This is a genomic window from Streptococcus sp. HMSC078D09 (genome assembly GCF_001813675.1).
Classification (GTDB): Bacteria; Bacillota; Bacilli; order Lactobacillales; family Streptococcaceae; genus Streptococcus.
Map to the genome: position 1 here is coordinate 61,266 of NZ_KV813661.1, position 21,141 is coordinate 82,406.

Here is a 21,141-nt window from a genome sequence, read left to right on the forward strand (position 1 = left end):
AAGCTTTTGGGTTAGAGGGAGAGACCTTCTCTTCAAAAAAATCTCCATTGAGTCTGGCTTGAAATTGTGTTACAATAAGCCTTGAAAATGAATGAAAGAATATGGAAATAAGCATGAAAATAAGACCAGTGATTGGAATTACAGGAAATGAAAGACCCTTCCCAGATGATCCAGACGCGAACATGAGCTATGCGGCGACTGGTTTTGTCGAAGCGGTCAAAGAGGCAGGAGGGATTCCCTTGATCTTGCCGATTGGAGATGCGGCCTTGGCCAAAGACTACATATCGATGATTGATAAGCTCATCATCACCGGTGGACAAAATGTCTTGCCCAAGTTTTACGGAGAAGAAATCACCATCGACAGTGATGACTACCTCTTGAAACGCGATCTCTTTGAGTTGGCTTTGATTGAAGAAGCGCGTGCGGCTAAAAAAGCTATCTTTACCGTCTGCCGTGGGACCCAGCTCTATAATGTCGCTCTAGGGGGAACTCTGTATCAAGATATTGAACACCACTGGCAGGACAATCCAGGTCAGTACACCAGTCAAGAGTTGGTGACCAAGGATCAGACGGTCCTGCAAGAGATCTATGGTAAGACCAGTCGCATCAATTCTTTCCATCATCAAAGTATTAAAGACTTGGCAGATGGCTTAGAAGTAATCGCGCGGGATCCTAAAGATGACATCATAGAAGCCGTTCAATCCACAGATGAGAGCCGTTTCCTCGGAGTTCAGTGGCATCCAGAACTACGTTTTGACAAGAGCCCAGCAGATCGCAAGCTCTTTGAATATGTCGTGACTCAATTATAAAGAGGACCAGCTCCCTTAGGAATTTTTCCTAAGGGGCTTTTTCTTTAATCTGCGTAAGAAAGACTGTAAATTGTGCCTAGGTTTTGGAGGAGGATGCGCTACAATAGAGCTAGTAGAATGAGGAGGATTAGGACATGTATCAATTTCCAAAGGATTTTTTATGGGGGAGTTCGACCTCGGGGCCTCAAACAGAAGGACGTCTAGCCCAGGATGGAAAGGGAGACAATCTCTGGGATTACTGGTATAGGGTCGAGCCCAACCGCTTTTATCAAGGGCAAGGACCAGAGAAAACATCGACTTTTTATGAACACTGGGAAGAAGATCTGGACCTCTTGTTAGAAACCGGCCACACAGCCTTTCGAACCTCTATCCAGTGGTCACGTATTTTCCCAGAAGGACGAGGGGAGATCAATCAAGCAGGTGTTGATTTCTACCGCCGTGTCTTTGAAAAGATCAAAGAAAAAGGGATTCACCTCTTGGTCAACCTCTATCATTTTGATTTACCGATGGCTCTTCAAGAGCAAGGGGATGGTTGGGAAAATAAAGAAACGGCCTATGCTTACCAAGAATATGCGCGTTTTTGTTTCAAGACCTATGGGGATCTGGTTGGTCAGTGGATCACCTTTAATGAACCCATTGTCCCTGTGGAGTTTGGTTATTTTTATGATGCCCATTTTCCTCATAAGGTAGACGCAGCAGCAGCTGTTAAGGTAGCCTACCACACCCAGTTAGCTAGCAGTCTAGCGGTAAAGGCCTGTCACGAGGTGGATCCTAACTATCGTATCGGGATTGTGCTCAATTTGACACCAGCCTATCCTCGGAGCCAGCATCCAGAAGATGTCAAAGCTGCGCGCATTGCCGAGCTCTTTCAAGCCAAATCCTTCCTAGATCCATCTGTTCTTGGTCATTATCCTGAAGAATTAGTCGAGATCCTACGGGAGCGTGATCTCTTGCCGGATTATGATCCCTTTGAATTGCGTTTGATTGAGGAAAATACGGTGGATTACCTAGGGGTTAACTATTACCAACCACTCCGTGTAGCAGCTCCTCGTTACGCTCCAAATCCAGCTTCTCCCTTACTCTTTGAACAATTTTATGAACCCTATGTTATGCCAGGCCGCAAGATCAATCCCCACCGAGGTTGGGAAATCTATGAGCAAGGCTTGTATGACATTGCCCAAAATATCAAGGAAAACTATGGCAATATCGAGTGGATTCTGACAGAAAACGGGATGGGGGTTGAAGGAGAGGAAAAATTCCGCAAGGACGGAGTGATCCAGGACGACTACCGGATTGACTTTGTCAAAGACCATCTTCGTGAGCTCCACTGGGCTATTCAAGATGGTGCCAACTGTAAAGGCTATTTGATCTGGACCTTTATTGACTGCTGGTCATGGCTCAATGGCTACAAGAACCGCTATGGCTTGGTTGAGTTGGATCTCGAAAGCCAAAAACGAACCCTCAAAAAATCCGGCCATTGGTTTAAAGAATTAAGCCAAGCCAATGGATTTAAAGACTAAATCAAAATCCGCAGCCTGTGTTCCGTTCAATTTGAGCCTCCTCACATTGTCGTTTTAAAGATTGGAGTCAAACAGTTTCCCAAACGGTTTGACTCTCAATCATTCCGAATGCCTGAAACAAATATGTTTCAGGCATTTTTCTTGCAGTGGAAATTTTCTCAAATGACTTTGCCTTCAATCTTAACGCTAACTTAACTAGACCAATTTTCTTGAATTTCCTAGTTGACAAACTAGAAGAAGCATTGTATACTGACTCCGCTGGTTGCTTTTTGGTCAAATTAGACTAGACCAATTTAAAGTAACTGAGAAATCGACCATGGGTCGTTTGACTAAGTAAAGGGGAAAGTATAGCAAGGCTATATCGTAAAAACTATGTGCGGAATCGTTGGTGTTGTAGGAAATACAAATGCTACTGATATTTTGATTCAAGGACTTGAAAAACTCGAATACCGAGGCTATGACTCTGCGGGTGTTTTTCTGGCTAGTGAAGGCAAGAGCCAATTGGTAAAGGCAGTTGGCCGCATTGCAGAATTGTCATCTAAGGCAGAAGGTGTCGAAGGGACAGCTGGGATTGGACATACCCGTTGGGCCACTCATGGAAAACCAACTGAGGACAATGCTCACCCACACCGCTCTGAAACAGGTCGCTTTGTTTTAGTCCACAATGGGGTCATTGAAAACTACCTTGAAATCAAGGAAGAATACCTAGCAGGTCACCATTTCAAGGGGCAAACAGATACAGAAATCGCAGCCCACTTGATCGGAAAATTTGCTGAAGAAGATGGCTTGTCTACGCTGGAAGCCTTCAAAAAAGCCCTCCACATCATCCGTGGAGCCTATGCTTTTGCTTTGATGGATGCGGAAGATCCAAGTACCATCTATGTAGCAAAAAATAAATCACCACTATTGATCGGTCTTGGCGATGGCTACAATATGGTCTGCTCAGATGCCATGGCCATGATTCGTGAAACCAACCAATACATGGAAATCCATGACCAAGAGTTGGTCATTGTCAAGGCTGACAGCGTTGAAGTTCAAGACTATGATGGAAACATCAAAGAACGGGCTAGCTATACGGCTGAACTTGACCTTTCTGATATCGGTAAAGGGACTTACCCATACTACATGCTCAAAGAAATCGATGAGCAACCAACTGTCATGCGTAAGTTGATCCAAGCCTATACAGATGAATCTGGTCAAGTAGTGGTAGATCCAGCTATTATCAAGGCTGTTCAAGAAGCAGACCGGATCTATATCCTTGCGGCTGGTACCTCTTACCATGCTGGATTTGCTTCTAAAAAAATGTTGGAAGAGTTGACAGATACCCCAGTAGAACTCGGTATTTCATCTGAGTGGGGCTATGGTATGCCACTTCTCAGCAAGAAACCACTCTTCATCTTTATCAGTCAATCTGGTGAAACAGCGGATAGCCGTCAGGTATTGGTTAAAGCAAATGAAATGGGCATTCCAAGCTTGACAGTAACCAATGTTCCAGGTTCAACTCTTTCACGTGAAGCAGACATGACCATGTTGCTCCATGCTGGTCCTGAAATTGCGGTCGCTTCCACCAAGGCTTATACGGCTCAAATCGCAGCTCTTGCTTTCTTGGCTAAAGCTGTTGGGGAAGCCAATGGCAATGAAAAGGCCAAAGCCTTTGATTTGGTGCACGAATTGTCTATCGTTGCCCAATCGATCGAATCAACCCTTTCAGAAAAAGAAGTGATCGATGAAAAAGTCCGTGGCTTGTTGGAAACAACCCGCAATGCTTTCTATATCGGACGTGGCCAAGATTACTATGTTGCCATGGAAGCCAGTCTGAAACTAAAAGAAATTTCTTACATCCAATGTGAAGGCTTCGCAGCGGGTGAGTTGAAACACGGTACCATTGCTTTGATCGAAGACGGTACACCGGTCATTGCTCTCTTATCTGATCCAGTCCTAGCCAGCCACACACGTGGAAATATCCAAGAAGTGGCAGCACGTGGGGCTCATGTCTTAACCATTGCAGAAGAAAATGTCGCTAAAGAGACAGATGATTTAGTCTTGACGGCAGTTCACCCTTATCTCTCTCCAATCTCAATGGTGGTGCCAACCCAATTGATTGCTTACTTTGCAACCCTTCATCGTGGACTCGATGTCGACAAACCACGGAACCTTGCTAAGTCTGTAACAGTTGAATAAATTAGTTATTATAGAAAAAAACATCCTCGTTAGGTTTTTCCTAGCGAGGATGTTTGCTTTATTTGTCAAAACCTTGCAAGGCTTTGAGGCGTTCTTCTGTTTGTCCCTTGGCGTCTAGTTTTTTACCTTGGTAAACAGCAGATTCCCATGATCCGTACATTGGATTTGGGAAGATGATGAATTTTTCACCAAATTCTTTTTGCAATTCGTCCAATTTCTTGTCGCGATCAGCTTCAGATGTCTTAGAGAAGTCTGCAAAGTCCACTAGGTTGTCCCCGAAGAGCAAGACAAGATTGGTCTTTTCTTGTACAGCTTGGCGACGGCCTTCTTTTGATTTGACGCCATCTTCTAAGAACATGAGGTGGTCACGTCCTTGAACAGGAATGCCTTCTTTTTCAAGATTCTTAATGGTATCATCTACTTGAGAGGTTGTACGGTCAGAAATGTAGTAGATTTGAACCCCGTTTTGATCCGCATATTGAAGGAAATCTTTGGCACCTGGCACCGCTTTTGCGGCTGCTTTTTTCACCCAAACATCCCAATCTTTAGGATTGAAGGCCGTACCATCTTTGACGTTTTGAACTTGGTAAGGGCTGTTATCTAAAACAGTTTCGTCCAAATCCAAGACGATGGAATAAGGCTTATCAGAAGGCGTTTGGAGGATCTCTTTCAAACGGTCAGTAGCGACATTGTAGCCTTGTAAATACAAAGCCTTAGTTTCAGCTGCCTTTTGGTACCAGAGAACAGACATGGTATTTTCTTGTGAGCGCTGTTGATCATAGGTCATCGTCACCTGATTTTTAGTGCTGCTTGCTTTTGTCTCTTGCGTTTTGTTGGTGTTGCTTCCACAACTTGTCAGTAAAATGACAGAAGCAAGAGCAGAAACGATGGTAAAGGTGGTTTTTGTTGTTTTCATAAACCGTACACTCCTTAAAATTATTCTATAAAAATTATACTCCTTTCAATCTTACATGACAAGAAAGAGGGAAGGGGAGCCAGGAAATGGTGGAAAGAATAGGAAGAAAGAAATGTTGATATGAAGGGCTTTTTCATCTCAATAGATGCCATTTTTCATCTTAAAAGAAGGGGTATAGTTTTATATTATAACCGGATCAAGAAAAGATCAAAGAGGTCCTTTTTTTCTAAAATGAAACAATCGAGAAAGATACTCGCAAGTCCCTATTTTCAAGGGTTTGCGTTTTTTTGATGATTTTCTCAATAAAGAAATTTTAAGGCTTTGATAGGGAAAATATATTAGTCAGCTACTTTTCGAGGTGATATCATGGTTACAAATTCCAGAAGGGAAGCAGTCAATCTTTCTTTTGGAGAAAAGATGAGGAGGATGTACAGTATGAGTAAAAAAGAATTGGTTCTTCGTGCCATTCGAGGCGAAGCAGTAGAGCGAATCCCTGTAGGATTTTGGCTCCATTATGTGACCCAAGAAGAAAAAGAATTGGGGCTAGACAATCCAGCCGTACTTGAAAAGAGTATCAAAGGACACCAACACTATGTTGAAGAAATTTCACCTGATTTTGTCAAGATTATGAGCGATGGCTTCTTCCGTTATCCGAGTGCTCTTTATTCGAGAGAGATCACATCGATCCAAGAATTAAAGGACATTCAACCGATTGGAGAGCATCATCCTTGGATTGAAAAACAGATTGAAGTGGTCAAGGAGATTCGTTCCCATTTCCATGAAGAGATTGCTTCTTTCTACAATATCTTCTCGCCCATTTCTTATTTGAAACGCTGGTTCCGTACGGATCAATCCCGTGGAGACCAAGTGATTGCAGACTTTATCAAGGAAGATCCAGAAACATTGGCCCATGTCCTTGACGTGATTGCAGGAGATATCGCTACTTTAAGTCGCCGCTTGATCCAAGAAGCAGGAGTGGAAGGCATTTACTTCTCAACCCAGCAGATCCAAGATGAGCGCGTGACAGAAGAAGAATACCGCAAGTTCATTGAGCCAAGCAACATTGCCGTTCTAGAGGCGGCTAATGAGGCGGGTGGCATCAATATCCTTCATATCTGCGGTTTTGAAGGGGCCAGCAATGAAGTGGGCCTTTTCAAGGATTATCCAGCTCAAGTCATTAACTGGGCGACCCATCATGAAGGCCTGAGCCTAGCAGCAGGTCGCAAGCTCTTTGGGGATCGTGCTGTCCTAGGTGGCTTTGTCAATGGTAAGAAAGGCCTACTCTATCAAGGGGAACGAGCAGCTATCGAACAAGAAACCCGTCGCTTGGTCGCAGAAGCGGGAAGTCGTGGTTTGATCCTTGGGGCGGATTGCACCGTACCAGACGATTTCCAATTGGAACGCTTAGACTGGGTGCGTCAGGCAGCCGTCTTGTAAGAAGAAAGGAGAGGGAGATGAGAAAGATTCATGTGTGGTGTATGGGGCTGGTAGCTTTATTCTTAGTCCTAGGACTCGCAAAAGCTACTGCAGCAAGCAGTCGTGGGATTGTACGGAAAGATCCGGACATCGAAAAATTGGAGAAAATTCCAGCCCATAGTCTCTCTCTCCTTCGTCCCTCTGATATAGCAGGAATTTTGCTTCTTGAAGATCAGTGATAAAAAAAGATGAAGAGCTTGATAAAAAATATATATTAGTCAAAGAATGATTGAAGTGTTAAGATAACAAACAAGAAAAAAATAGAACGAGGTAAGAACATGTCAGCAAAAAGAGAATTAGTGTTAAAAGCTTTTAAGGGAGAAGCGGTTGATCGTGTGCCAGTTGGATTTTGGCACCATTTTACAACAGAAGAAGAATGGTTGAAAGGATTTTCTAATCCGGAAATTATTGAAAAAAACCTGAAGGGGCATCAAAACTTCCTTCACAAGGTCCAACCAGACTTTGTTAAACTTATGAGCGATGGTTACTTTGCTTATCCAAATCCAGCTATTCACAAGGGTCTTGAAAACATCTCTGACTTAGCAGGGATTGAACCCCTCGGAGCCGATCATCCATGGATCACAGAGCAGGTAGAGCTTGTAAAAAAAATTCGTGCCGGTTTTGAAGAGGACATTGTAGCCATCTACAATATCTTTGCTCCGGTGACCTACTTCAAATGGTTGGTCGGAGAAGTGTCAGGTGGAGATGACTTGATCGCAAACTTTATCGATCAAGATGCAGCAACTCTTAAAAAAGTTTTGGATACCATTGGGCAAGATATCGCAATTTTGAGCCAACGAATTATTAAAGAAGCTGGAGCAGACGGGATCTACCTCAGTGTTCAAAGCATCCAAGATGCGCGTGTCAGTCAGGAAGTTTACAAACAAGTCATCGCACCGAGTGAACTCCATGTCTTAGAAGCAGCCAATGAAGCAGGTGGGGTAAATATCCTTCATATCTGTGGCTACGAAGGGGCTCGCAATGATATCCATCTCTTCACAGACTACCCAGCTCAAGTCATTAACTGGGCAGTTGGACCAGAAGGAATCAGCCTAGCAGAAGGACGCGAAATCTTCGGTGGACGTACGGTTCTTGGTGGCTTTGAAAATGGCAAAAATGGTCTTCTCTATACAGGAGACAAGGCTGCGATTCAAGCAGAAACCAAACGTATCATCGCAGAAACCGGAACGACAGGCTTGGTCATCGGTGCCGATTGTACCATTCCAAGTGATATTGATGAAGAGCGAATCGAATGGGTTCGTGAAGCTGCAGCAGAATAAGAAAAAATAGAATCAGGGAGAACAGAGTATGAGTAAAAAAACATGGATTATCGGTGGGGTGGCCGTTCTTGCCATTGCAGGTGCAACCATTCTTGGACGGAGCTTGAACCATGCAAACGACAGCAAAGGCTCAACAGGATCGAACAAGGTAACAACCTTGAAAGTAGCCCACACGCAAAACTATGTACCGTATGATTTCGTTGATGAAAAAGGAGAATCAGATGGCTATGAAGTAGCCGTTCTCAAAGCCATTGACGAAAAACTACCAGACTACAAGTTTGAGTACACTGGAACAAGTGATGACGATCTCTTGATCGGTCTAGAATCTGGTAAATACGATATCGGAACCAAAGGAGCTTGGTATACCGAAGAACGTGCCAAGAAATTCATCATTCCAAAAGAACCAATCGGAGCAAGTATCATCGGATTTACCGTTCGGAAAGAAGATGCGAAAAAATACAAGAACATCGATGACTTTGCGAAAGAAAAAGGAAAATTGGTTCCAATTTCACCACAAAATGCGCAGTGGAATGTTATTAAAGAATACAATGAAAAGCATAAGGACCAACAAATCGAATTAACAGCTGCGGAATCTTTCAAAGTCGCAGATGCTTATGCTTGGGTTCTTGAAGGACGTTACGATGCCTTCTTTGACATCAAACTTTCCTTTGAAAAAGCTGTCACAGATAAAGATGGTTCTTACCACCAATATGCGGACAAACTGAGCTGGTTTGCCTACAAAGGAATTCCAACTTACCCATTGATCCATAAGGATAAGAAAAACGAAAAATTTGCGGAAGAATACAGCAAGGCCATCAAAGAATTAGAAAAAGATGGCACACTTGCTAAATTGTCGAAAAAATATTTCGGTGAAGATGTCTTCAGTTATGTAGATAAAGAGAAATAAGATGAAACTGGGTGCGCATAGCCCCAGCTTCCTTATTTCTATACGGATACAGAAAGGAAAAGAAACATGGTCTCATACGACATTTCCAAGGTCTGGTCATTTCTTCCAACCTTGGTCCAAGCTCTACCAGCGACCCTAGCTTTGATGGTTTTAACGACGGTTCTCGGTTCTGCATTTGGCTTGGTTTTGACCTGGGCACAAGTATCAGAAGATAAGGTAGGAGCAGGTCTGGCAAAAGGTTATGTCTTTACCTTGCGTTGTACCCCTCCGATTGTCTTGCTCTTTTTGGTCTTTTATGGACTTCCCCAATTTTTGAACTGGTGGTTGGGCATTGACATTGACCACTGGTCCAAGTTTGTCTTTGTCCTTGTGGCCATGTTTCTTCTCTTTGCCGCTATGATCTCTGAGGTTTTCAAGGCAGCCTATTTGGCCATTCCAAAAGGTCAGATGGAAGCGGGCTTGAGTATCGGCTTGACGCCGGCTCAAACCATTTGGCGGATTGTCCTTCCCCAAGCCTTTCGTGTGGCTCTTCCAAATATGACGACTGCCATCTTAAACCTCATGCGCGACGCCGCTTTGGCTTATACCATTGGCTTTATCGATATCATGGGAGCAGGAAATAACTTGATCAGCCGCAATCTTGGGAATTATTCCCTCGAGACCTATACAGCTGTAGCAGTGATCTACTGGGGAATTGCCCTTGTCATCTCCCTCTCAGCTCAACTCCTTGAGAAACGACTCAGTGTAACAGAAAGGTAGCTTATGGATTTCAATTTTATTAGTAAAACATTTCTAGCCACCTTGGGTGGTGTTCCAGTGACCCTTCTGATCATGGTCGTATCGATCCTCTTGAGTTTTTTTCCAGCTCTCTTTTTGGCACTCGGTCAGATTTATAAGGTCAAAGGGGTTCGCAGTTTCTCAGTGATTTACTTAGCCTTTATCCGCGCGACGCCTCCGATTCTCTTGATTCTCTTCTTTTATAGTCTCTTTCCCAGCCTCTTAAATAGCTTTTTTAAGAGCATGGGCAGTCACTTTAATGTCTTTGAGATCAATCCCATTTACTATGCCTTTATCATCTTTAGCTTGATGACAACAGGGAGTCTGGCTGAAATTCTACGCTCAGCCATCCTGACCGTGGATAAGGGTCAGCTAGAAGCAGCGCAAGCCATTGGTTTGACCAATCGCCAAGCCTATATCCGCATTGTTTTTCCACAAGCCCTGCGTTCAGCCCTTCCAAATTTGTGTAACCTGGTCATCAACTTGGTCAAAGGAACTTCCCTTGTCTTTGTCATGACCATCAAGGATATCACCGCCATCGCCAAGGTCGAAGCCTCCTATGGTTATCAATATTTTGAATCCTATCTCGTGATTTTTATTCTTTATATTGTCATTTGTGGGGTGATTCAGTGGGGATTCAATCGCTTAGAAAAACGCTTGACACTCGCATAGAAGAAGGAGAAATAAGAAGATGTTAGAAGTAGAACACGTATCGAAAAAATTTAAGGACCACCAAGTCCTAGTAGATGTTAATCTCAAGGTCAACCAAGGGGATGTCGTCGTTATTTTGGGTCCTTCTGGATCAGGAAAAACAACCTTCCTTCGCTGTCTCAACCACTTGGAAAAGGCGGATACAGGTCACTTAACCCTAGGTGGAAAAGCATATGACCTCTCCAAACTCAGCAAAAAAGAGATTCTAGAAATCCGCCAAAAGACAGCCTTTGTCTTCCAGCATTACAATCTCTTTGCCAACAAAACAGCGCTTGAAAATATCTTAGAAGGCCTGGTTGTAGCCCGTAAGATTCCAAAAGAAGAGGCTATCCAACGGGCAGAATCAGCCCTTGAAAAAGTTGGTCTCCTCGCATATAAGGATTACTATCCTTCTCAATTGTCAGGTGGCCAGCAGCAACGGATCGGAATCGCGCGTGCCATCGCAGTGAAACCAGACGTGATCTTGCTGGACGAGCCGACTTCAGCGCTAGACCCAGAGTTGGTCGGTGATGTCTTAGATGTTATGAAGCAATTGGCTCAAGAAGGAGTGACCATGGTTGTCGTAACCCATGAGATGGGCTTTGCGCGTGATGTGGCTAACCACGTTATCTTTATGGATGGCGGACACATCATCGAAGAAAACGAACCCCATGAATTCTTCAACAGTCCAAAAGAAGAACGAACCAAACAATTCCTTTCACGGATTTTATCCGATGCCACTTATAGCGTCGAATACATGATTTAACAAGAGACACACCCAGTAAGGGTGTGTTTTTTGGATTCTGGAAAAAATTTTTAAAAATTGGGTCATTTTTTAAAAATCATTACGAATAATATAAGTGAGAGGGAACATATGACTGATAAAAAACAACGATTAATGCTACTATTTTTACTGACTTTGTTTCTAGGAGGTTGCAGTCTATTTACGGATAAAGCTGCTGAGAGAATGGAAATGATTCAGATCGCAGAAAGCACGAAAATGGAGCGAGCGATAAAACACTTGTTAATCAGTATCGATCCGAAAGCTTTCACTTCAGAAGGGGTCATTCACTCCTATACCCTGATAAAAGGTGAATTGGAATACAATCCAATGGGAGGGATGAATGTCTATCTCGTTATCAATGGCGATAAAAAGTTAACGATCGATACGACTGTTCAAATGGAAGATTCAGGACAGTTCGAAACAGGTAGTTACGGTATTTCAGCAAAATTAAGTGATCTGTTAAGTAAAGCAGAAGAGACTGGGAAATAAACTCATTTAGATAAATACCCCTAATATAGGAAAATAGAAATATTTCTGGATCAAAGCTGGTATGTTACATTAATAGCTAGTGCTTGTAACGATTTGGCAACATTTTTTAACAAAAGTAACATTTCAGGTATGAATAGAATTTTGTATAATAAATTCTAAGAAACCTGAAGAAAGAATGGGAAGAAGATGAAAAAAAGTAAATTTATTGTGTTGATAATGGTAGTATTTAGCCTGAGCTTAGGAGGCTGTAGCTTTTTTAATGGACAATCTGCCAAAAAACAAGAAATGATTCAAATCGCAGAGAGTCAAAAGATGAAGGTAGCGATTGAAAATATGTTGAAAAAATTAGACCCTAAAGCTCTTACTCCAGAAGGAAAAATAAAATCATATAAAATCTCTAAAGATGATTTAGATTATAATCCGATGGGAGGGCTTATGATCAAAATCATTATCAATGACAATGAAAATTTATTGTTAAGTACAACTATACAAGAAGATTCGGTTACTGGTAAGTATGAAGAGACATACTACGGTAAAACAAAGGAATTGAACGACCTTCTGAAGGGAAATTGAAATGGCTGAAAATTTAAATTTTAATGATCAACAAAATGTTAAAGCTGCCCTACTTGAGTATGAAAAGGATATAAAAGTTGGACGGGAATTCGATATTGGTCCCAAGAATGAAGAGTACATTGGTCACGTTTCTCATATATATGACAGTACCAATGGAAATGAAGAACAAGTTTTTGTATTAACAAATAATGGTATGGGAATTAATGAAGATCCAGTCCCCTATACTGCTTCTGATGAAGCGCGTGCCCAAATCCATGACGTGACTGTCTTGATGAAGGGATCTGAAACTGAAATAAGTACACAAAAATTACTCCATGATACATATACGGATTGGGTAAAGACAGATTTGCCAGCAGCTTCCAATATTTTGAACCCTGGTGGTGCGAGCGAGTATGCAACAGAATATGCGAAGAATTATGCGCGAGATAAGGCTAAGGATAGTTTTAATAATTTTGTAGAAGCTTTTGAAGATGCGATTATTCCTACTTCTGTTAATCTTCCGCCGGAGGCCACGCCCTTAGGTAGGTTTATGAAAAAAGCGCTGGACAATCCTGTCAGCAATTTCGTACAGGAAAAAGCATCAGATGTGGTCGGCTTTTTTGCAGAAAGAACTGCCGAAGAACAGGTTAAATTTCCTGCTTTAGTGGGAGCTGCTTTTTTAAAAAAATACAATGACGAAAACGGGACTTTCCCACCTCCGCAATTTAAAGATGCTGCAGCTCATTTGAAAGAGGTGATCCGAAAATACCCCAATGCCAAGATCGATCTATACGGTCACTCTCTGGGGTCTATGAATATTCAGTATGCGCTTGCCTGCTTGACGGAAGAAGAAGCGTCTCATATTGGGACTGTCCATCTATACAATGGTCCTAATGCCTATTCCATCTTAACACCCGAGCAAAAAGCGCGTATAGATTCGCTGAAGTACAAAATCTACAACCACATTGACCATAAAGATTTGGTTAGCTTGGGTTATCAGGATTCTGGAAGCAAGGAATCCAGTGGGATTGTTAAGCACCTCAAAACGAAGAATCTGAAAGATATAGGCCGACAGCATATGATGCATGGTTATATCTATGATAAGAATGGAAATTTGGTTCTTGAAAAGGGAACGGAAGCCATCACTCGGAAGGAAATCATTGAAGAGCGGATGAAGGTTTACTATCGCCTAAAGGATAAATTGCAAAAAACAGGTGGTGGACTGAGCTCGAGTGAACGGATTTATCTTGATGCTTTGCAGGCGCGCTTGGCTTCTGATGAGCTGATTCGAGTAGTGGATGAAGGGCTGGAGCAAGCTCAGAAATCTAAGGCACAACTGGATACAGATTTAGAAGCTTTGGAGAAAGTATTACAGACCGTTCCGAAAGGATTCATTCTCAGCCTTGATGAAGTAGAAGAGGCCTATGCACAGGCTGGTGCGACAAGGCAAACAGTTGTCACTGAAGTAAGAGAAAGGTTCGACAATCGTTTGGCTGCATATCAGTCCTTATCGAATGAATTCCATGCTTTAAACGAGCAAGTGAATGCAGGAATTGAACTCTTAAAAACAAAAGATCAAGAAATAGCAGGAGAAATGAACCAGTGGGAACAACTAGCTTATTAATTTCATCTACTCTTTCGAAAAAGGAAAAGAAACTAGATCACTTGGAAAGAGAGTTCCAAAAAGCGCGCTTGGAGCTAGATGAAAAGCGTTGCCTAGTGGAAAGAAAACAGCAGCTCTTCACCCAGATGCTGGAAGAAGAGTATGCGATGGCTGCTTCCTTTTTACAAAAGCAGGAGGTTGATGTCAGTTGTGGATGGGAGTCCCTCCATCGCTGTATCGAAGAGTATGATCTCGAAGCTAGAGAAGCTGCACAAGTAGCTTTAAAACAGATCGAAATCGAGGAAGAGAATTTATGGCAATCCTACCGGAAAGATAGACGCCAACTGGAAGAGGAGTTTGCACAAGATAAAGTTTCATAGTATAGAAGAGGAGGAAGTATGGGTGATAGTCCAGTCAAAGATTTCTTTGATTTAGATATGAAAGATAAGATGAGGATCATCGAAAGCCGAAAGAAACTTGAAAAAGATTTAATCCGGGTTGTCTATGCGCCCGTTTTATTGACCTGCAAGGCAGGAGTTGAGAAGCGTTACAATGATGGCTTGACTGCGATTGCAACAGTAGCTGAAGAAGACGTCCAAGTGGTCGGAAAGCAACTAGACCAATCCATGGTAGGGCAATTTGCTAAAAATGTACAGACAGCTATTCAAGAAAAAGCTGGTAAATTTAAATCTATCTAGCCAAGAACTTCTATTTAAATATGGAATCTGGAGTGACTCCAGATTTTTTTAATAAATTTAAAAAATTATGTAAAAAAGTGTTGACAAAGAATTCAGTCTGCGTTATAATAATTCATGTAAACAAAAAGAGGTTGGAAAAACCTACTGGTTTACAAGATCAATAGTGGAAAGGAGATGGTGATATGCTATTTCCAGAATTAAGACAACTAATTGATAAAAGGAAAAATAGAAACTGTTAGCCTGTAGGGCTATTATTAAATAAATGAATTAAAATTATGTAAACAATCAAATAGCAGCCAATTGGTCTGCTAATTTTCAAGAATGAATTAAAATTATGTAAATTAGAGGTATACAATATGAATAACAACTTTAACAATATGGATGATCTTTTCAATCAACTAATGGGAAACATGGGTGGTTTTCGTTCTGAAAGCCGTCGCTACATGATCAACGGTCGTGAAGTGACACCTGAAGAATTCGCTATTTACCGCCAAACCGGTCAACTTCCAAATGAAGGAAGCGAGCAAGTGCAACACCATCAAGGTAAAGGAATGAAACAAGATGGGATCCTTGCAAAACTTGGTCGCAACTTGACCGAAGAAGCTCGTGAAGGAAAATTGGATCCAGTCATCGGACGTAATAAAGAAATTCAAGAAACTGCTGAAATCTTGTCTCGTCGTACCAAGAACAACCCTGTCCTTGTAGGGGATGCTGGTGTTGGTAAAACAGCAGTTGTAGAAGGTTTGGCACAAGCTATTGTGAACGGAGATGTTCCAGCTGCTATCAAGAACAAAGAAATCATCTCGATTGATATTTCTGGTCTAGAAGCTGGTACGCAATACCGTGGTAGCTTTGAAGAAAATATTCAAAATCTGATCCAAGAAGTCAAAGCTATGGGAAATGTCATTCTCTTCTTTGATGAAATCCATCAAATCCTTGGTGCAGGTAGCACAGGTGATGGTCAAGGCTCTAAAGGTCTTGCGGATATCATCAAACCTGCTCTTTCACGTGGGGAATTGACAGTCATTGGTGCAACCACTCAAGATGAATACCGTAACACCATCTTGAAGAATGCAGCTCTTGCTCGTCGTTTCAACGAAGTGAAAGTCAATGCTCCATCAGCTGAAGATACTTTCAAGATTCTCCAAGGGATCCGTGATCTTTATGAAAAACACCACAATGTCATCTTGCCAGATGAAGTTTTGAAAGCAGCGGTTGATTATTCGATCCAATACATTCCACAACGTAGCTTGCCTGATAAGGCCATTGACTTGGTCGATGTGACAGCCGCTCACTTGGCAGCCCAACATCCAGTAACAGATGTCCATGCTGTGGAACATGAAATTGAAGAAGAAAAAACCAAACAAGAAGAAGCTGCGGCTAAAGAAGATTACGAAGCAGCTTTGAAAGCAAAAGTTCGTATCGAAGAACTTGAAAAGAAAATTGAAAACCATACAGAAGACCATAAGGTAACTGCAACAATCAACGATGTGGCTGAATCAGTAGAACGGATGACTGGTATTCCAGTGTCACAAATGGGTGCAACTGATATCGAACGTTTGAAAGATATGGGTCACCGTTTGCAAACCAAGGTTATCGGTCAAGACAAGGCTGTTGAAGCAGTGGCACGTGCTATCCGTCGGAACCGTGCAGGATTTGATGAAGGAAACCGCCCAATTGGGAGCTTCCTCTTTGTAGGTCCGACTGGTGTCGGTAAGACTGAGTTGGCTAAACAATTGGCTCTTGATATGTTCGGAACCAAAGATGCCATCATCCGTTTGGACATGTCAGAATACAGCGACCGTACAGCTGTTTCTAAATTGATTGGTACAACAGCTGGTTATGTTGGTTATGATGACAACAGCAATACTTTGACAGAACGTGTTCGCCGTAACCCATACTCAATCGTCCTTCTTGACGAAATTGAAAAGGCGGATCCTCAAGTGATCACCCTTCTCCTCCAAGTTTTGGACGATGGTCGTTTGACAGATGGTCAAGGGAATACGGTCAACTTCAAGAACACTGTAATTATCGCTACTTCAAACGCTGGATTTGGTTACGAAGCTAACTTGACAGAAGATGCGGATAAACCAGAACTCATGGATCGTTTGAAACCTTACTTCCGTCCAGAATTCTTGAACCGTTTCAACGCTGTCATTGAATTCTCACACTTGAGCAAGGAAGACCTTTCTAAGATTGTTGATTTGATGTTGGTAGATGTCAATAAGACCCTTTCTAAGAAAGAAATCGACTTGGCAGTGAGCGATGCAGCTAAAGAATACATGACTGAAGAAGGTTATGATGAAGTGATGGGTGTTCGTCCACTCCGTCGGGTAGTTGAACAACAAATCCGTGACAAAGTCACAGACTTCCACTTGGATAACTTGGATGCCAAACATCTCGAAGCAGACATGGAAGATGGTGTGCTTGTGATCAGAGAAAAAGACACAAAGAAGGAAGAAAACACTGATAAACAAGCAGATTAAGGCGAATTAGTTTGTGAAAAATAGAGACTGCTATAATATAGCGGTCTTTATTTTTTCTTCCCACCTGGGGGAAATTATTCGCCGTATAAGGCGAAAAAGACCCTATTTGGGGTGAAAAAACATCAATAATTAGTGAAATTAATCCAATTTGAGCAAAATTATTAATAAATAAAGAAAATAAGTATATAATCTATACAAGAATAAAATTTGAGGAATGGAAGTAAGATGAGCAATACAATTGATATCTACTCAACTCCCGAATACAGAAAAGTGGAAGCCGTTGTTCAACTGATGGTTGACGGTCGCTTGACGAGCTATCGTGTCGCAACTGAAACAAACATCAGCAAAATGAGCTTGGCGACTTTGACGAAGGGAACGAGTAAAATCAAAAATATTACCTATCAAACGGCTTTGGTCTTGATTGATTGGTATGATGAGAATCATGAAAAGTATGGCATTACGATTGACTAGTCAGTAGCCCACTTTTCGTGGTTTTTTTCTTTTTTATCAAAACTTGCCTCCTCTCTGAGACTGGAGTCTGATTTTGCTTGAAGAGGATGGGAAAACTTGAAAAGACGGGCAAAATTTGATATAGTATAGCATATATGAAAATTAAAGGAGAAACATATGCAAGGCGGAAGTTTGCTAATTATGCTCGTTCTTATGGTCGGTTTGATGTACTTCATGAGCCGTAGCCAAAAGAAACAGTACCAAAAACGGATGGAAAGTTTGAATAAACTTCAAAAAGGAAATGAAGTCATCACGATTGGTGGCTTGTACGGAACCATCGATGAAGTCGACACAGACCGCAAGACCGTTGTCTTGGATGTTGATGGTGTCTACCTGACCTTTGAATTGGGAGCGATCAAAACAGTTCTTCCTGTATCAGAAGGAATCTCAGCTACTGCGACAGAAGGTGTTAGCTCAGATGCTGATTCAGCCATCGAAGAATAATCATCAAAGAAGAGGCAAGGGCCTCTTTTTTGGTGGGCAAATAGGACGATGTGATGAAGGAAAGTCCTGCTGGTTCAAAAAAGAGGCCAGAGTCCCTATTTTATGGGGATTTATGGTATAATGAAGCGATAAATATTGAAATAGGTAGAAAAACATGTTTCGTTTTAAGAAAAAAGAAAAAATCGAGATACCTTTAGAAGTCCCGAAACACATTGGGATCATTATGGATGGCAATGGTCGCTGGGCGAAAAAGCGGATGCAACCGCGCGTCTTCGGTCATAAGGCGGGGATGGAAGCTCTCCAAGAAGTGACGATTGCAGCAAAAAATATGGGGGTTCAGGTCTTGACTGTCTATGCCTTTTCTACGGAAAACTGGACACGCCCTGAAGATGAGGTCAAGTTCATCATGCACTTGCCGGTCGAGTTTTATGATCGTTTCGTCCCCGAATTGCATCGCAACAATGTCAAGATTCAAATGATCGGTGATACCAAGAAATTGCCAAAAGAAACGCTGGAGGCTTTGGAAAGAGCAGAAGCGATGACCCATCTCAATACAGGTTTGATCCTGAATTTCGCACTCAATTATGGTGGACGTGCTGAGATCACTCAGGCTGTGAAGCAGATCGCCCAAGAAGTCTTGGATGCGAAGTTCAGCCCAGAAGATATCACAGAAGAGATGATCGCAGATTCTCTCTATACCGAGAGTTTGCCACGTGTCCTAAGGGACCCGGATTTGATTATTCGTACCAGCGGAGAGATCCGTTTGAGTAATTTCCTTCCTTGGCAGGCTGCTTATAGTGAGTTGTATTTCACAGATGTGATGTGGCCAGATTTTGGAGAGGAAGCACTACGAAGTGCTGTAGTAGAATATAGCCATCGCCACCGGAGATTTGGCGGTGTTTAGGAGAAGATGATGACGAAAGATTTACAAAAACGTGTGATTTTTGGAGGAATTGCCCTGCTCTTTTTCATTCCAACAGTAATGGTTGGAGGGGTGTTCTTTCAGATTGTGATTGGCTTGATCGCCATGCTAGGGGTTCATGAATTGCTCAAAATGAAGGGGCTTGAGACAGCGACCTTTGAAGGAGCGCTAGCCATGTTAGCGGCCTTTGTCCTGACTTTGCCGATCGAGGACTACCTCCCTTACCTTCCAGCAGATGGCAATATGATTGCTTATGGTTTGGTTGTCTTGATTCTCATGGGAACAACTGTTCTTGCTCAGAATTACAATTATGAAGATGTGGTCTATCCCATTGCGTCTAGCTTTTATGTTGGACTTGGTTTCCATTCCTTAGTAGATGCGCGAATTGCTGGTATTGACAAGGTCTTATTGGCCCTCTTTATTGTTTGGGCTACAGATTCAGGTGCTTATCTAGTAGGAAGTCGGTTTGGGAAACGCAAGCTCATGCCTGCGGTTTCTCCTAATAAAACGATTGAAGGCAGTCTTGGGGGAATCTTGTCTGCAGTTGCGGTAACTGTGATCTATATGATCGTGGATCGTTCTGTGGCGGGTGGACATGGTTTTCTTGCGATGATCTTCTTTACCATCCTCTTTAGTATCGCAGGTCAGTTTGGAGATCTGGTAGAGAGTGCGATTAAACGCCACTTCGGTGTGAAAGATTCTGGGAAATTTATTCCAGGACATGGTGGTGTTCTAGACCGCTTTGATAGTTTGATCTTTGTCTTTCCCTTGATGCATTTCTTGGGCTTGTTCTAAGACAGAAGAGATAGAAAGGAAACCACGTATAGAACGATGCAGTTTATTGCCTTTATTGTTATTTTTGGAGTGATCGTTCTCGTTCACGAGTTTGGTCATTTCTATTTTGCAAAAAAATCGGGCATCCTGGTGCGAGAATTCTCGATTGGGATGGGTCCCAAGATCTTTGCCCATATTGGTCAAGATGGAACAGCCTATACGATTCGCATTCTACCTTTAGGTGGCTATGTTCGTATGGCTGGCTGGGGTGAGGATACAACTGAGATTAAAACCGGAACGCCTGTTAGCTTGACGCTAAATGAGGCTGGCAAGGTCGTCCGGATCAATCTTTCAGGAAAGAATCTGGATCAGACAGCCCTTCCCATGAATGTTACCCAGTTTGACTTTGAAGACAAACTGGAAATTACGGGTTTGGTTCTCGATGAGACCAAGACTTATAGTGTTGATCATGATGCGACCATCGTTGAGGAAGATGGGACGGAAGTGCGGATTGCGCCGAGAGATGTTCAGTATCAGAATGCCAGCATTTGGGGACGGTTGATCACCAACTTTGCGGGTCCTATGAACAACTTTATCCTCAGTATTGTCGTTTACTCACTTCTAGCTTTTATGCGTGGTGGTGCGATTGACTACTACAGCAACAATGTTCAGGTGGCACCCGATGGGGCGCTGGCTAAGGTCGGTGTCAAAAGTACTGTTCAGATCCTTCAAGTCAACAACGATACCGTTAGCAACTGGGATGAGCTGACAGATGCTGTTGAGAAAGCAACTAAGGACAGCAAGACGGCTCCTGAATTGACCCTGAAAGTCAAAACAGACGGCCAAGAAAAAGAAGTCAAAGTGAAGCCAACCAAGTCAGGGAATCGTTACTATCTGGGTGTGACAAATGGCCTCAAGACAGGATTTGTGGATAAACTCTTGTCTGGTTTTACAGATACCTGGAATACAGCGACACGGATTCTGGGAGCTTTGAAAGATATCATTTTCCACTTTAGTCTCAATAAACTGGGTGGTCCGGTTGCCATCTACAATGCCAGCTCACAAGCTGCTCAATTAGGGATTCCGGCAGTCTTATCTCTTATGGCCATGCTCTCTATTAATATTGGGATCTTCAATCTAATCCCGATTCCAGCTTTGGATGGAGGAAAAATCTTGATCAATTTGATCGAGGTCGTCCGGAGAAAGCCACTGAAACAAGAAGTAGAAACCTATATGACGCTTGCAGGTGTAGCTGTAATGGTTATTTTGATGATTGCTGTCACCTGGAATGATATTATGAAATTATTTTTGAAATAGAAAAGG

The 21,141-nt window shown here is 42.4% G+C and carries 22 protein-coding genes; 21 read left to right on the top strand and 1 reads right to left on the bottom strand.

Going from position 1 to position 21,141, the window contains the following annotated elements:
• Nucleotides 1–113: 113 nt before the first annotated feature.
• The 3 genes from HMPREF2926_RS02655 to glmS all read left to right on the top strand — a co-directional run bounded on the left by HMPREF2926_RS02655 (nucleotide 114) and on the right by glmS (nucleotide 4,510).
• Nucleotides 114–809: a gamma-glutamyl-gamma-aminobutyrate hydrolase family protein gene (locus HMPREF2926_RS02655; protein WP_021154354.1), complete on the top strand. Its 696-nt coding sequence runs from the start codon at nucleotides 114–116 to the stop codon at nucleotides 807–809.
• A gap of 134 nt (nucleotides 810–943) precedes the next feature.
• The gene (locus HMPREF2926_RS02660; protein WP_070586346.1) at nucleotides 944–2,329 is read left to right on the top strand and encodes a glycoside hydrolase family 1 protein; all 1,386 of its coding nucleotides are present in this window, start codon (nucleotides 944–946) and stop codon (nucleotides 2,327–2,329) included.
• Between the two features lie 372 nt (nucleotides 2,330–2,701).
• Nucleotides 2,702–4,510 (top strand): glutamine--fructose-6-phosphate transaminase (isomerizing), encoded by a 1,809-nt coding sequence (gene glmS, locus HMPREF2926_RS02665; RefSeq protein ID WP_003009950.1) that lies wholly within the window; start codon nucleotides 2,702–2,704, stop codon nucleotides 4,508–4,510.
• A 58-nt stretch (nucleotides 4,511–4,568) separates the two neighbouring features.
• Here the strand turns inward: glmS and HMPREF2926_RS02670 are convergent, their stop codons facing one another.
• Nucleotides 4,569–5,426, bottom strand: a complete 858-nt coding sequence (locus HMPREF2926_RS02670) for a 5'-nucleotidase, lipoprotein e(P4) family (RefSeq protein WP_070448942.1) — start codon at nucleotides 5,424–5,426, stop codon at nucleotides 4,569–4,571.
• A 426-nt stretch (nucleotides 5,427–5,852) separates the two neighbouring features.
• Here HMPREF2926_RS02670 and HMPREF2926_RS02675 point away from each other — a divergent pair, with 426 nt between their 5' ends.
• The 18 genes from HMPREF2926_RS02675 to rseP all read left to right on the top strand — a co-directional run bounded on the left by HMPREF2926_RS02675 (nucleotide 5,853) and on the right by rseP (nucleotide 21,135).
• Nucleotides 5,853–6,863, top strand: a complete 1,011-nt coding sequence (locus tag HMPREF2926_RS02675; protein WP_371106510.1) for a uroporphyrinogen decarboxylase family protein — start codon at nucleotides 5,853–5,855, stop codon at nucleotides 6,861–6,863.
• 17 nt (nucleotides 6,864–6,880) lie between these two features.
• Nucleotides 6,881–7,081 carry a hypothetical protein gene (locus HMPREF2926_RS02680; RefSeq protein ID WP_070586348.1) on the top strand — a complete coding sequence of 67 codons (201 nt, stop codon included), beginning with the start codon at nucleotides 6,881–6,883 and terminating at the stop codon, nucleotides 7,079–7,081.
• Between the two features lie 99 nt (nucleotides 7,082–7,180).
• Complete coding sequence (locus tag HMPREF2926_RS02685; RefSeq protein ID WP_070586349.1) at nucleotides 7,181–8,182, top strand: uroporphyrinogen decarboxylase family protein; 1,002 nt, start codon at nucleotides 7,181–7,183, stop codon at nucleotides 8,180–8,182.
• Nucleotides 8,183–8,210: 28 nt separating this feature from the next.
• Nucleotides 8,211–9,089, top strand: coding sequence for a transporter substrate-binding domain-containing protein (locus HMPREF2926_RS02690; RefSeq protein ID WP_003009959.1), 879 nt, complete (start codon nucleotides 8,211–8,213; stop codon nucleotides 9,087–9,089).
• A 66-nt stretch (nucleotides 9,090–9,155) separates the two neighbouring features.
• The gene (locus HMPREF2926_RS02695) at nucleotides 9,156–9,848 is read left to right on the top strand and encodes an amino acid ABC transporter permease (protein ID WP_049473090.1); all 693 of its coding nucleotides are present in this window, start codon (nucleotides 9,156–9,158) and stop codon (nucleotides 9,846–9,848) included.
• 3 nt (nucleotides 9,849–9,851) lie between these two features.
• Complete coding sequence (locus HMPREF2926_RS02700; protein WP_070586350.1) at nucleotides 9,852–10,538, top strand: amino acid ABC transporter permease; 687 nt, start codon at nucleotides 9,852–9,854, stop codon at nucleotides 10,536–10,538.
• A gap of 19 nt (nucleotides 10,539–10,557) precedes the next feature.
• Nucleotides 10,558–11,322, top strand: coding sequence for an amino acid ABC transporter ATP-binding protein (locus tag HMPREF2926_RS02705; RefSeq protein WP_070448946.1), 765 nt, complete (start codon nucleotides 10,558–10,560; stop codon nucleotides 11,320–11,322).
• A gap of 108 nt (nucleotides 11,323–11,430) precedes the next feature.
• The gene (locus tag HMPREF2926_RS02710) at nucleotides 11,431–11,829 is read left to right on the top strand and encodes a DUF1310 family protein (RefSeq protein ID WP_070586351.1); all 399 of its coding nucleotides are present in this window, start codon (nucleotides 11,431–11,433) and stop codon (nucleotides 11,827–11,829) included.
• 186 nt (nucleotides 11,830–12,015) lie between these two features.
• A complete protein-coding gene (locus tag HMPREF2926_RS02715; RefSeq protein ID WP_070586352.1) occupies nucleotides 12,016–12,402 on the top strand; it encodes a DUF1310 family protein in 387 nt (128 codons plus the stop codon).
• A 1-nt stretch (nucleotide 12,403) separates the two neighbouring features.
• Complete coding sequence (locus tag HMPREF2926_RS02720) at nucleotides 12,404–14,005, top strand: alpha/beta hydrolase family protein (RefSeq protein ID WP_070586353.1); 1,602 nt, start codon at nucleotides 12,404–12,406, stop codon at nucleotides 14,003–14,005.
• A complete protein-coding gene (locus HMPREF2926_RS02725; protein WP_049474433.1) occupies nucleotides 13,984–14,364 on the top strand; it encodes a hypothetical protein in 381 nt (126 codons plus the stop codon). The genes HMPREF2926_RS02720 and HMPREF2926_RS02725 overlap by 22 nt, the downstream gene beginning before the upstream one ends.
• Nucleotides 14,365–14,382: 18 nt before the next feature.
• Complete coding sequence (locus HMPREF2926_RS02730; protein WP_070586354.1) at nucleotides 14,383–14,682, top strand: hypothetical protein; 300 nt, start codon at nucleotides 14,383–14,385, stop codon at nucleotides 14,680–14,682.
• Between the two features lie 356 nt (nucleotides 14,683–15,038).
• Nucleotides 15,039–17,168 carry an AAA family ATPase gene (locus HMPREF2926_RS02735; protein WP_023919529.1) on the top strand — a complete coding sequence of 710 codons (2,130 nt, stop codon included), beginning with the start codon at nucleotides 15,039–15,041 and terminating at the stop codon, nucleotides 17,166–17,168.
• Nucleotides 17,169–17,393: 225 nt separating this feature from the next.
• The gene (locus tag HMPREF2926_RS02740) at nucleotides 17,394–17,639 is read left to right on the top strand and encodes a hypothetical protein (protein WP_070586355.1); all 246 of its coding nucleotides are present in this window, start codon (nucleotides 17,394–17,396) and stop codon (nucleotides 17,637–17,639) included.
• Between the two features lie 156 nt (nucleotides 17,640–17,795).
• Entirely contained in the window at nucleotides 17,796–18,122 is a 327-nt protein-coding gene (gene yajC / locus HMPREF2926_RS02745) for a preprotein translocase subunit YajC (protein WP_070586356.1), read from the top strand.
• A gap of 154 nt (nucleotides 18,123–18,276) precedes the next feature.
• Nucleotides 18,277–19,026, top strand: a complete 750-nt coding sequence (locus HMPREF2926_RS02750; RefSeq protein WP_049523160.1) for an isoprenyl transferase — start codon at nucleotides 18,277–18,279, stop codon at nucleotides 19,024–19,026.
• 9 nt (nucleotides 19,027–19,035) lie between these two features.
• A complete protein-coding gene (locus tag HMPREF2926_RS02755; protein WP_023919527.1) occupies nucleotides 19,036–19,839 on the top strand; it encodes a phosphatidate cytidylyltransferase in 804 nt (267 codons plus the stop codon).
• 36 nt (nucleotides 19,840–19,875) lie between these two features.
• Nucleotides 19,876–21,135, top strand: a complete 1,260-nt coding sequence (gene rseP, locus HMPREF2926_RS02760; protein ID WP_049523159.1) for an RIP metalloprotease RseP — start codon at nucleotides 19,876–19,878, stop codon at nucleotides 21,133–21,135.
• Nucleotides 21,136–21,141: the final 6 nt, after the last annotated feature.